Raw genomic sequence first — 12106 nt, forward strand, 5'->3', positions numbered from 1 at the left:
TAAGAAAAAATTATTCGGGCGAAAATAATCGAATATGTTTCCCTTGCTGAAAAGAAAACAATGGCTACACTTTTTTCACATATTTCTAAATAAGGTTTGCATAGTTCGCGGAAAAATTATTTTTGCCGCCTTAAATAAAGGAAAGTCATGTTTTGGACATTAGAATTAGCATCATACTTAGAAGACGCTCCTTGGCCATCCACCAAAGACGAGCTTATTGACTATGCCATTCGCTCCGGTGCTCCGGTAGAGGTTGTTGAAAACCTCCAAGAGCTGGATGACGATAGTGAAATGTATGAAGGTATTGAAGATATTTGGCCGGATTATCCCACCAAAGACGATTTCTTTTTTAACGAAGAAGAACATTAAAGCATATTCCAAACCGGTATAGTGTAAGCACGAAAAGCAGAGCCGCCTTTTATGGGTGGCTTTTGTTTTTTTAGAAGTGCAGCCGCAAACCGGAAACTTTTGCTGTGTTTTCAACAATAAAAAAGCGCAAATCAACATTTCGTAAAAAAATCATTTGTATTTCATGCCCAAAGCCTTACTTTCGCGCGGCTTTTTGAAAAGTAACTATAAATGAAAAAGTATATTTTATTCCTCTTTACTGCCGTTTTAACGTTGGGCACTTTTGCCACCGAAGAAGCCGCAGCAGGGCAAGAAACAGCAGCAAAACAGGAGATTTTTAATCCAACTCCTATGATTTTGCATCACATTGCCGATGCCAATGAATTTGAAATCGTGCATGGTGTAGCAGTGCCACTTCCTTGTATTATCTACAACAGAACCACAGGCACTACTTCTTTCTTTATGAGTAATAATGAAGAAGCAATGGCAGCTGCCGGATACCACATGCACCACGGCAGAGTAAAGCCAATAAACGAATCGGAACAAATTTTAGACCTTTCCATTACCAAAAATGTTTTTGGAATGTGGATGGCTGCTATATTGTTGTGTGTAGTATTTTTTAGCGTAAAAGGCGCTTACGAAAAACGTAAAGGCCAAGCTCCTAAAGGCTTGCAATCGCTTATGGAGCCTGTAATTCTGTTTATTAGAGACGATGTGGCAAAACAAGCGTTGGGGCATAAAGCCGATACTTATTTCCCGTATGTAATGGCTATTTTCTTTTTTATATTATTCAATAACCTATTGGGCTTAATCCCTATTTTCCCGGGCAGCGCAAACGTTACCGGAAATATAGCAGTTACTATGGCTTTAGCGCTTATTACAGGTATAGTAATCAATGTAAAAGCCAATAAGCACTATTGGAAACACATCTTTTTGCCCGATCCAATTTGGTTGGCACCATTATTAGTGCCGGTCGAGTTGTTGGGCGTATTTACAAAGCCCATTACGCTAATGATTCGTTTGTTTGCCAATACTGCGGCAGGACACATTATTGTATTGAGTTTGGTAAGTTTAATATTTGTATTTGGCAGCATTTGGGGAACTGTGGGTTCTGGAGCCGGTATTGCAGTGGCCATACCATTTACATTGTTTATCAGTGTTATCGAAGTTTTAGTGGCGTTTATTCAGGCATTCATATTTGCTATGCTTTCGGCAGTGTTTATAGGAATGGCAGTTGAAGACCACGAAGGGCACGAAGCATTTTAAGTTTGTATTTAATAACCAATAAATAGTTCAGAAATGTTGAACACAGTATTGTTAGAAGCAGCGGTTCCCGGAATCGCAGCTATTGGAGCCGGAATTGCAGCCGTAGGTGCTGGAATCGGTATCGGAAAAATTGGTAGCAGCGCAGCAGAAAGCATCGCTCGCCAACCGGAAGCAACTAACGACATCCGCGCAGCCATGATTTTGACTGCAGCGTTTATCGAGGGTGTTGCCCTGTTTGCGGTGATTGTGGCATTGTTGAAATAATGCTCCAACCGAATTTTAAGCTGTCCTGCGATTGGGGTTGCCACGCAGGCAGCTTTTTTAAAAAGAAAGTATTGAATTAAAATATAAAGAGTACACATGTTTACATTATTATCAGAAGGAAGCGCATTTAGCCTAATAACTCCGGATCCGGGTTTAGCAATTTGGACCGTAATTATCTTTGTATTGTTATGGGTAATCTTAGGAAAGTTTGCATTTAAGCCAATTGCAAATGCCTTAAAAGAACGCGAGCAAAGCATAGAAAGCGCCTTAAAGAGCGCAGAAGCTGCTAAAGCAGAAATGGCAAATTTAACTTCTAAAAACGAAGCACTATTAAACGAAGCCAAAGAAGAGCGCAACAAAATTATTGCCGATGCTAAAAAAGCAGCCGAGCAAGTAAAAAGCGATATTGTTGCTAAAGCACAAGCCGAAGCAGATGCTAAAGTACAGCAAGCATTGCGCGAAATTGATAACCAAAAACGTGCAGCATTGGCAGATCTTAAAAACCAAGTTGGTGTAGTTGCTTTAGAAATTGCCGAAAAAGTAATTCGCAAAGAGTTGAAAGGCAATGCAGAGCAGCAAGCCTTTGTGGCAGATTTGGTAAAACAAACCAACCTTAACTAATTCCGGAAATGCAATGTTTTAGGTTAGAGCCTAAAGCCTTCTAATCAATAAAATTAAATTATGAGTTCATTTCGCTTAGCTTCCAGATATTCAAAATCTTTGTTGCAATTGGCGCAAGAGCGCAATGCTTTAGAAACGGTTTATACTGAAGTAGTAGGCATTCATGCACTTACGGCAGGCAGCAAAGAGTTAAGATTATTATTGAAAAGCCCCATTATTACTCCCGATAAAAAATTGGCTGTTTTAAAAAAGCTATTCGATGGTAAAGTGAGCGAGCTTACCTATAAGTTCTTAGAACTTTTGGTAAAGAAAGGCAGAGAGTCCTTTATTCCAGATATTACTGCTGCTTTTATTGAGCAATATAAAACACTTAAAAAGATAACTACCGTGACCCTTACATCGGCAACTAAATTAGATGCCGCTACGGTAGAAACAATTGTAGCTACATTAAAGAAGCAAGCCAATCTTTCAGAAATTGATCTAAAACAAAAAATAGACGAAAGTTTAATTGGCGGTTTTGTACTGCAATATGGCGATAAACAAATAGATGCCAGTGTGCAACGCAGCTTGCAGCAATTGAGCAGCGCTGTAATAGACGACAGCTTTGTAAAGAAATTCTAAGCGGCAGGTTCGTATCGCGTAGTAGTTTTTCTTGTTTAAAAAATCTAAGACTCTTCACTATATCAAGGCTTAGTGTAATATTGCATTACACACGGTTCAATTTCATTACATGATATTTCTTTTTATCGTATTATTCTACATGCTGGGCATTCGTATCGGCACGTATTTTATTTTCAAAAAACATGGTATAGAAGGTTGGAAGGCATTCGTGCCTGTAGTTTGCAGCAACGAATGGCAGCGCCTGATAGATAAGCCGCAGTGGTGGACATTTATGATGTTTATTCCGGGCGTAAACCTCTTTTATATTGCTTCGCAATTAACCGATTTAAGCACTGCCTACAACCGCCATAGTTTCTTGGAACATTTTGCAGCAGTAATGTTTGCCCCATTTTACTTGATTTGGTTGGGAGTTACAGAGCAAAAATGGGGAGGTCCTGCAGTTACCTATAAGCGTGGAGTGCTTCGCGAGTGGGCCGATGCCATTGTGTTTGCAGTGGTGGCTGCTTGGCTCATAAGAACTTTTGTGGCGGAGGCATACACCATTCCTACCGGCTCTATGGAAAAAACTTTGCTTATTGGCGATTTTCTGTTTGTAAGCAAAATGCACTATGGCGCCCGCGTACCAATGACACCACTTGCCATTCCGTTTTTTCACCATACCATTCCGGTATTAAATACCAATGCTTATTCCGAAATTATTAAGTTGCCATACATGAAGTTGCCTTCGTTTCAAAAAATAAAAAGAAACGATATGGTGGTGTTTAATTTCCCTGCGGGCGATACTGTAACCAAAGAGTTTGAAAGCGCCCAGCCTTATTACGATTTGGTACGGAAAGACGGAAGAGATAAAGTGTGGCAGCAATATAAAATTATTACCCGTCCGGTAGATAAGCGCGAAAACTATATAAAACGCTGTGTTGGCTTGCCGGGCGATAAATTAGAAGTGCGCGAAGGCGTATTGTATATCAACGACCAGCCAGCATACCATCCGGCAGGTTTAAATACTCCGTATTTACTTATTGCCAACGAATCGCAGAGTATTTCGCCCGAGGAAATGAATAACTTTGGAATTGAAATTCGTGGGCAATTAGACATGCCGGGGCATTATGTGGTGTTGATGACAAAAGAAAATGCCGACCGCTTCAGCAAACATCCTTTTGTGAAGAAGTTACAGCCGTGGAGCTACGACAAAAGTATAGACATGGGTTGGAATTTATTTCCAAACAGCGAGCGCTATTCGCATTGGAATATAGACAATTACGGCCCTATCTACATACCTAAAAAAGGCGCCACCATTACGCTAAACGATAGCACTTATGCTTTCTATAACCGCTGCATCCGCAATTACGAAGGCAACACTGTAGAGCAAAAAGACGGTAAGTTTTTTGTAAACGGAAAGGAAACTTCCACATTCACCTTTAATTACGATTATTATTGGATGATGGGCGATAATCGCCATAATTCGCAAGATAGCCGCTTTTGGGGATTTGTGCCCGAAGATCATATTGTAGGAAAAGCATGGTTTATTTGGTTAAGTTTAGATTACAATGCATCGCTGTTGAAAAAAATTCGTTGGGAAAGACTCTTTACCTCCGTGCACGGAAGGTATGCGCCTACCGAGAAAAAATATACAGACTAAGCACATGGAAAGGGAAGAGGTAATTAACGAGGTAAAAGGTATTTTTTCTGCCTATCTTGAAAAAAAAGGGCAGCGGAAAACCATTGAGCGCTTTGTAATTCTCGAAGAAATTTATTCCCGAACAGACCACTTTGATGCTGAGGTATTGTACATAGACTTAAAGCAAAAAAAGAAACTGAATGTAAGCCGCGCTACAGTTTACAATACATTGGATTTGCTGGTAAGTTGCGATTTGGTGAAGAAACACCAATTTGGAAAAAACCAGGCACAGTACGAAAAAAGCTATGGCTACAAGCAGCACGATCATATTATTTGTGTGGACTGCAAAAAGGTAGTAGAGTTTTGCGATCCACGCATTCAGCAAATTAAAACCATGATGGGCGATTTGCTCAATTTTACTATTACACACCACTCTTTAAATTTATATGGCATTTGCGGTAGCTGCCGTATTAAAAGAGAAAGCAAGTAAGCACACTAAAACAGTTTCATTTGGCTAATATTACCTTGTTCCAATTCAAGCAATGCTTGTTTGGTTTTTAAACCTCCGGCATAGCCAATGAGTGCTCCATTGCTGCCAATAATTCTATGACATGGAATAATAATTGAAATAGCATTGGCTCCATTGGCAGCAGCTACTGCACGAATAGCTTTGGTGTTGCCTAGTTTTTCCGATAAACTCATATAAGTGGCAGTTGCTCCGTAAGGAATGTTGCACAATGCATTCCAAACCTGTTGCTGAAATGGCGTACCTGCAAGCAATAGGGGCAGTTCAAAAGTTGTGCGCTCTCCCGAAAAGTATTCTTTGAGTTGGCACTGGGTGGTTTCAATAGTTGCAGAGGGCTTTTCTTGATAAGCAGCACTTAGGGTTTGCTGAATGCGTTTGTCTATTTCATTTCTTTTATGTCGGTAGCGCCAGTCGCATAAGCAAAGTTGCTCATTAAACGAGCCAAGTATCAATTCACCCAACGAAGTACTGAAATACTGGATACAGATATTCATAATAGCAGCAAAAGTACCATGCGCTATAAATCCAATGCTTTAATTACATCGGCTACTTCTTGAAAAGAATCTTTGCCTTTAATTACATAATGTGTAGCTCCTTTTGATATGGTGCGAGTGGCAACAAAATAGCTGGTTTGGCTACTTAGAATAATAACATATACTCCGGGATATTGCTTGTGTACTTGGTCTAAAATCTGCATGCCTGTTTGGGCATTCAGGTTAGAAGAGTTTAAATAATAATCTAAAACAACCACATCGGGTTGCACATCTTTCATGCGTTTGAGACAGTGCTCTCCCGTAGGGAAAAGTTCCACTTTGCCACACCCTTGCTCTACCAAAAAATCGCTGAGCATGGTGCCGAGCATTTCATCGTCATCGGCAATAAATATATTTTTTGTATCCATGTATTACTTGCTGTATTTCCTTAAACAAGGTTAAAGAAACAAATTCATTTTACAAGTACGCACGCAATTATTTTAAAAACATATATGCCATAGCAGGAACAGCACAAAGCGAAATAAGAAGAATTTGCCAACTGCGGGCTTTTAGTGCAGGAGTTCTAATAATTACAATGCTCCAAACCATTAGCAACACAAAATAGAGTGCCACCCAAAGGTAAAATGAGGTTTCGCTATCGGGGCCAAAACCGTGGTGTTCTTTGCTTGCGCCTAGATATGCTACTTGAAATAAGGTGCGTAATACTGCTCCAAAAATAAAGATGGAAAGTATTTTAATGTAGATGTTGAGCGCTTGCATAGTACGATGTGGCAACAAATATCTTGTAAGAGAAGATGCTGTTTAACTTAATGTCAATAAAACGTAGAAAGTAGTGGCTGAAATACAAAATAAAAAAGCAGAACCGCTTGCGCAATTCTGCTTTCACCAAAATATGATTGATATAATTATTTAGCGTATTTTTTCTTGAAGCGGTCAATTCTACCAGCTGTATCAACAAATTTCATTTTGCCGGTATAAAACGGATGGCTTTCGCTAGAAATCTCTAATTTAATCAATGGATATTCGTTGCCGTCTTCCCAAGAAGTAGTTTCTTTTGTGTTTGCACAACTTTTACCTAACCATGCTTTATCTAAAGAGATGTCTTTAAAAACAACGGTTCTATAACTGGTAGGATGGATTCCTTCTTTCATACAATTAAAATTTGGGAGTGCGAAGATAGTAAACCTGCTTAATTTTCCAAAATATTAGTTGGGGCAGTATGTTTTTTCGCCATCCAATACACCAAAGCGCCTGTAAGTGCGGGAATTACCACTGCCAGTGTAAGGCTGCCAATTACATATTGCAATAAGTTTTTTTGAATGGCAGCGGGCGAGAGTAGTTGGTTAAACTCTATGTGCATGGCGTTTTTGCCTAGCCACCAGCCACCAACTTTGTAGGAAGCAAAAATAAGAAACGGAATAAAGGGCGGCAAGCTAACATTGGATGCCAAAATGGTGATGGGTTTGTTGAGCTTAAAAAGAATGGCAGAAACTATAGCTCCTCCGGTGTGGAATCCCCAAAATGGCGATAAGCCCCAAAACAATCCGGTAGCTACCGATGCAGCTTTGGTAATTGGCGGTTCGTGCGAGCGCAGTATAACATCGCGAACTATTTGTCTAAAGTTTTTTTTTTAAGACTTCTAAAGAAGTTGCGCGGCTTTATCCATGCAAAGGTAAAAAACACCAAAACCGTATTGAGTACGCTAATGCGCGAAAAATCTTTGAACGGACGAAAGTGCGAAATGCGTTCCCCGGCAGGTGGGTAATATACTTTTACCGGAATGGCAATTACTTGCAATCCGCTCCATGCTCCGCGTACAATTACTTCAATTTCAAACTCAAATTTTCTGGTGAAAAAGCGAATGTTTTGCATGGCTTTTACCGGATACACTCTAAATCCGCTTTGGGTATCGGGGAGTTTAATGCCGGTTTCTAAGGTGAACCAAAAGTTTGAAAATTTATTGCCAAAGCTACTTTTGCCCGGCACGCTGTCTTGGTTCATATTGCGTGCTCCAATAATAATGGCATTGCCGTTTTCTTCGAGTGCTTGCAGCATGGCCGGCAAATCCGATGCAAAATGCTGGCCATCGGTATCCATAGAAATAACGTAGTGGTAACCGTGCGAAAGTGCAAACTCAAAACCTTTGCGCAGTGCCCATCCTTTGCCTTGGTTGGGAGTGTAGCTTAGCACTTTTAAAGTAGGATAGCGGCTTAAAATTTCGGTAGTATTATCGGTAGAGCCATCGTTTACCACACATACATCGTTGCTGTATTCCAGCACATCTTTTATTACTTGCTCTAAAGTTTTGCTGTTGTTGTAAGTAGGTAAAAGCACACAGCATTTAAGCGCGGTAAATTTTTCTTTAGTGTTCATTGGTAGTTTTAAAGTTGCCTTTGAATTTTAAGAAAAAGCGCTCTCCCGCAGCAATCGATGCAGAAGTATTGTATATGCCGTTTACAGGGGTGTTAAAATCTATTTGAACTTTAAGTTCGGGAGTGTGTTGCGGTTCAATAACATTCAAAAATTTTACGCTGCCAATGTCGGGTATTGATAGTTTGGTGTTTAAACCGTTTTCTAAAATTTCTTTCAGCATCTCAATTTGGCACACACCGGGCAGCACGGGCGAACCCGGAAAATGCCCGCTAAAAATAGGGTGGGCACCATTCAGCATAACTGTTGCCAGCAGCGACTGAGTTCCGGTTTGCAAGTGTATAACATCAAATAGTTTAGGTTGCAGCATGGTGCAAAGATAGAGGTGTAATTGTATTGGCGAAGAAAAACAGCTATTGAGCGTTAAAAAGAGTTTCGGGTAAGGTGCTGTTTACCACTTTGTTTGAAAAAGAAAGAAGCGTGTAGTCGCCACCGTCTTCGTGCAATTCTAAGCGTGTGGCAGTATAGTCGCGTTTATCCAGCACCAGCACAATAGACGATAAGAAACCTTTTATTGATTTTGAAAGTGGCGTAAGTTCAAGTTTTACCTGCTTATCGTTTTCCAAAATTTTTGAAGTAAAGTCTTTGCTTTCTAACATGCTTCCAGTAATGCTGCTTACAATTATTTTATTGAGCTGTTGAAAGGCTTTACTTTTTGAGATGCTTACTTTAGTGGTTTTTGTTTTATCTTGCATATAAGCATTAGAGCCGTTTACAATCATTGCCTGAAAATTGGGCTGGCGGTATTCTAAACGCACTTTGCCCGGCTTAGAAAAATAAAACACGCCTTTAGAGGCGCTTTTATCTTTCATCATACTTAGTTTTTTTTCTTGCACAAAATCGCATTGCACGCTTTGTATTTTAGAAGATGCGGCAGCGATTTTTTGTTTCAGTTCCTGCTCGTTTTTAGGCATGGCAAACTGCTGTGCCTGCATGGTTTGCAGGCTTGCAATAAAAAACAAGAATAAGGTAACTAAGCCGGTGTACATGTTTTACATATTCAGCGGGCGGTTTTCGGTAGCCATAAGGCAGGCTTCTTTAAACGCCTCGGTATAAGTAGGGTGCGGATGGCTCATGCGCGAAATATCTTCTGCACTGGCGCGGTATTCCATAGCTACTACGCCTTCAATAATTAAATCGGCTGCACGTGCGCCAATAATGTGTACGCCCAAAATTTCATCGGTTTCTTTATCGGCAATAACTTTTACAAAGCCGTCTAAATCTCCTGAAGCTCTGGAGCGGCCTAATGCTCTAAATGGAAATTTCCCGGTTTTTACTGTTTTTCCGGCAGCTTTTAATTCTTGCTCGGTAGCGCCAACTGCGGCAGCTTCGGGCCAAGTGTATGCCACTCCGGGAATGAGGTGATAGTTGATATGCGGTTTTTGACCTGCAATGGTTTCGGCAACAAATACGCCTTCTTCTTCTGCTTTGTGTGCCAGCATGGCGCCCACAATTACATCGCCAATTGCGTAAATACCGGCAACGGAAGTTTCTAAGTTTCCGTTTACGGGAATGCGTCCTCTTTCATCGGTTTTTATGCCAACGTTTTCGAGTCCTAAACCTGAGGTGTATGGACTTCTGCCAACGGCTACTAAACAGTAATCGCCTTTTAGTTCTAGTTTTTCTCCGGCCTTTGTTTCGGCAGTTACGGTTACATTTTTTCCTTTAGCGGTGGCTCCGGTTACTTTGGTGCCAAGGTGAAACTCCATGCCGTCTTTTTTAAGGATACGCAATAGTTCGCGGCTAATATCTTCGTCCATAGAAGGAACTATTTTATCTAAGTATTCAATTACGGTAACTTTAGATCCGAGCCTGCGGTAAACAGAGCCTAATTCCACACCAATAATTCCACCGCCAATTATGATGAGGTGTTGAGGAATTTCGCTTAGGCTTAGTGCTTCGGTGGAAGTAATAATGCGTTTTTTATCTATGGTAATAAATGGCAACGAAGTTGGTTTGCTGCCTGTGGCAATAATGGTTTTTTCGGTTTCAATTTCTTGTTTGCTGCCATCGGCTGCGGTAACGGCAATTTTGTTTTTGGTTACAAAACTTCCGGTGCCGGCATAAACATCAATCTTATTTTTTTTCATTAAGAAGGCAATGCCATCGTTGTTTTGTTTTACAATATCGGCTTTGCGGGCAACCACTTTTTTAAAATCTACTTCCAATCCTTTTACATCAATACCGTGGTCTTTGAATTTATGTGTTGCAGCATGGTAATGTTCCGAAGAATCGAGAAGTGCTTTTGATGGAATACAGCCCACATTGGTGCAAGTGCCGCCCAATGCGTTGGGGTATTTTTCTACTAGGGCAACTTTAAAACCTAATTGAGCACTGCGAATGGCGGCAATATAGCCTCCGGGACCCGAACCAATAACTGTTATATTATACATGTGTTACTATTTTTCTGGCTGCAAGTTGTAAAGTTGCAACGAGAAATAAAAACCATTTGTAGCAATTAAGGTTTATTATTGAAACTAATGCGTTTACAAGTTCATTTTAGAAGAGGGAAAAATGTTTTCTTCGCTGCCTTAGAAGTATGAAAAGCCTGCTAATTCTTTGGAAAGTTTTTACACAGAGTTTGCGCCTGTCGTTCGAAGAGTTGCGGGCTGCAAAGTTGCGTTCTTTTCTTTCGCTAATGGGAATTACCATTGGCATATTGTGTATAGTAAGCATACGCACGGCAGTAAATTCTATGGAAATGAATATCCGCAACAGTATAGAATCTATTGGCAACAATGTGCTGTATATTCAAAAATGGCCGTGGATATGGAGCGATAATTATCCTTGGTGGCGCTATGTGAACCGCCCGAGTGTGAACCCGCGCGAGATGCAGTTTTTAAAAGAGCGCCTAAAGAATGCTTCGGCAGTTTCTATTCAATACACGGTGGGTGGCAAAAGTATTATGGCAGGCGAGCGTACGGCAAGCGGGGTTTCTTTTGAAGGTGTTTCTTACGATTACGATAAAGTGAAATCGCTGGAGTTTGTGCAAGGGCGCTATTTTACGGCAGGTGAAATTTTGAGTGGTGCTCCGGTTGCCATTGTTGGAAATGAAGTGGCAGAAACGCTCTTTCCGGGCTTTGCACAAGTTGTAGGGAGAGAAGTAAGATTAGAAGGCATAAAAGTTACCATAATTGGTGTGTTGAAGAAAGAAGGGAACGATATACTCGGTTTTAGTGCCGATAACAATGCCATAGTGCCTTATGGAATTCTCAGCAACTTTATTAGTTTGAATAACAGCGAAAACGATCCGCTTATAGCCGTATTGCCCAAACCGGGAATAAAAGTGGCAGATCTTAAATACGAAATAAAAGGAACCATGCGCAGCATTAGGCGCTTGCCTCCCAATATAGACGATAATTTTTCGGTGAATCAGGTAAGTGTGTTTAGCGAAGGCATAAAATCCATTTTTGCGGTTATCAATTTGGCAGGTTTTATTATTGGATTTTTCTCGGTAATTGTGGGTGGTTTTGGCATTGCCAATATCATGTTTGTGAGTGTAAAAGAGCGCACCTACATTATTGGAATTAAGAAAGCTATTGGTGCTAAGCAGCTATACATTCTATTAGAATTTTTATTAGAAGCTATTTTGCTTTGTGTAATTGGGGGAATTGCAGGATTGCTGGCGGTGGTGGCACTTTTTCAAGTGTTGGAATATGGCTTAAAACATTGGGCAGAAACTGATTTCACATTCTTTATTACCGCAGAAAATATAGCCATAGGTATAGGTATTTCTGTAGCCACCGGAATTATTTCGGGTTTTATTCCGGCATGGAATGCATCGCGCATGAAGCCCGTAGATGCTATTAGGAGCTGAGCGCAGCATGCGTTTCTTGTAAAGCAAATTATCATCAGTTATCGATTTTTTTATACAGCACAGAAATTTTTTAGCCCCAATCCATAGTGGGCTTAACAAAA

The 12106-nt window shown here is 40.5% G+C and carries 17 protein-coding genes; 8 read left to right on the plus strand and 9 right to left on the minus strand.

Annotated features, from left to right (window positions below):
* Window positions 1-147 precede the first annotated feature (147 nt).
* The 7 genes from KF872_00530 to KF872_00560 all read left to right on the plus strand — a co-directional run bounded on the left by KF872_00530 (window position 148) and on the right by KF872_00560 (window position 5228).
* Window positions 148-369: a DUF2795 domain-containing protein gene (locus KF872_00530; GenBank protein ID MBX2902007.1), complete on the plus strand. Its 222-nt coding sequence runs from the start codon at window positions 148-150 to the stop codon at window positions 367-369.
* 210 nt (window positions 370-579) lie between these two features.
* Window positions 580-1614, plus strand: a complete 1035-nt coding sequence (gene atpB, locus KF872_00535; GenBank protein MBX2902008.1) for a F0F1 ATP synthase subunit A — start codon at window positions 580-582, stop codon at window positions 1612-1614.
* Window positions 1615-1647: 33 nt separating this feature from the next.
* On the plus strand, window positions 1648-1878 hold the full coding sequence (gene atpE, locus KF872_00540; GenBank protein ID MBX2902009.1) for an ATP synthase F0 subunit C: 231 nt from the start codon (window positions 1648-1650) through the stop codon (window positions 1876-1878).
* Window positions 1879-1974: 96 nt separating this feature from the next.
* Entirely contained in the window at window positions 1975-2499 is a 525-nt protein-coding gene (atpF, locus tag KF872_00545; protein MBX2902010.1) for a F0F1 ATP synthase subunit B, read from the plus strand.
* 60 nt (window positions 2500-2559) lie between these two features.
* On the plus strand, window positions 2560-3120 hold the full coding sequence (atpH, locus tag KF872_00550) for an ATP synthase F1 subunit delta (GenBank protein ID MBX2902011.1): 561 nt from the start codon (window positions 2560-2562) through the stop codon (window positions 3118-3120).
* A 376-nt stretch (window positions 3121-3496) separates the two neighbouring features.
* Window positions 3497-4759: a signal peptidase I gene (gene lepB / locus KF872_00555; GenBank protein MBX2902012.1), complete on the plus strand. Its 1263-nt coding sequence runs from the start codon at window positions 3497-3499 to the stop codon at window positions 4757-4759.
* Between the two features lie 4 nt (window positions 4760-4763).
* Window positions 4764-5228 carry a transcriptional repressor gene (locus KF872_00560; GenBank protein ID MBX2902013.1) on the plus strand — a complete coding sequence of 155 codons (465 nt, stop codon included), beginning with the start codon at window positions 4764-4766 and terminating at the stop codon, window positions 5226-5228.
* Window positions 5229-5233: 5 nt separating this feature from the next.
* Here the strand turns inward: KF872_00560 and KF872_00565 are convergent, their stop codons facing one another.
* From KF872_00565 to lpdA, 9 genes are all read right to left on the minus strand, one after another.
* The gene (locus tag KF872_00565) at window positions 5234-5758 is read right to left on the minus strand and encodes a methylated-DNA--[protein]-cysteine S-methyltransferase (GenBank protein MBX2902014.1); all 525 of its coding nucleotides are present in this window, start codon (window positions 5756-5758) and stop codon (window positions 5234-5236) included.
* Window positions 5759-5781: 23 nt separating this feature from the next.
* Window positions 5782-6165: a response regulator gene (locus KF872_00570; protein ID MBX2902015.1), complete on the minus strand. Its 384-nt coding sequence runs from the start codon at window positions 6163-6165 to the stop codon at window positions 5782-5784.
* Window positions 6166-6232: 67 nt separating this feature from the next.
* On the minus strand, window positions 6233-6517 hold the full coding sequence (locus KF872_00575) for a hypothetical protein (GenBank protein MBX2902016.1): 285 nt from the start codon (window positions 6515-6517) through the stop codon (window positions 6233-6235).
* Between the two features lie 146 nt (window positions 6518-6663).
* Entirely contained in the window at window positions 6664-6909 is a 246-nt protein-coding gene (locus KF872_00580; protein ID MBX2902017.1) for a type B 50S ribosomal protein L31, read from the minus strand.
* A 38-nt stretch (window positions 6910-6947) separates the two neighbouring features.
* Window positions 6948-7370 (minus strand): DUF2062 domain-containing protein, encoded by a 423-nt coding sequence (locus tag KF872_00585; GenBank protein MBX2902018.1) that lies wholly within the window; start codon window positions 7368-7370, stop codon window positions 6948-6950.
* Entirely contained in the window at window positions 7367-8131 is a 765-nt protein-coding gene (locus KF872_00590; protein MBX2902019.1) for a glycosyltransferase family 2 protein, read from the minus strand. The genes KF872_00585 and KF872_00590 overlap by 4 nt, the downstream gene beginning before the upstream one ends.
* The gene (locus tag KF872_00595; protein ID MBX2902020.1) at window positions 8121-8498 is read right to left on the minus strand and encodes a 3-hydroxyacyl-ACP dehydratase; all 378 of its coding nucleotides are present in this window, start codon (window positions 8496-8498) and stop codon (window positions 8121-8123) included. The genes KF872_00590 and KF872_00595 overlap by 11 nt, the downstream gene beginning before the upstream one ends.
* A 43-nt stretch (window positions 8499-8541) precedes the next feature.
* On the minus strand, window positions 8542-9177 hold the full coding sequence (locus tag KF872_00600) for an outer membrane lipoprotein carrier protein LolA (protein MBX2902021.1): 636 nt from the start codon (window positions 9175-9177) through the stop codon (window positions 8542-8544).
* 3 nt (window positions 9178-9180) lie between these two features.
* The gene (lpdA, locus tag KF872_00605; protein ID MBX2902022.1) at window positions 9181-10581 is read right to left on the minus strand and encodes a dihydrolipoyl dehydrogenase; all 1401 of its coding nucleotides are present in this window, start codon (window positions 10579-10581) and stop codon (window positions 9181-9183) included.
* A gap of 146 nt (window positions 10582-10727) precedes the next feature.
* Between lpdA and KF872_00610 the strand changes: the two genes are divergently transcribed.
* Complete coding sequence (locus KF872_00610; GenBank protein MBX2902023.1) at window positions 10728-12005, plus strand: ABC transporter permease; 1278 nt, start codon at window positions 10728-10730, stop codon at window positions 12003-12005.
* Window positions 12006-12106 lie beyond the last annotated feature (101 nt).

The sequence above is a fragment of the Chitinophagales bacterium genome (assembly GCA_019638515.1).
Lineage (GTDB): Bacteria > Bacteroidota > Bacteroidia > Chitinophagales > LD1 > UBA7692.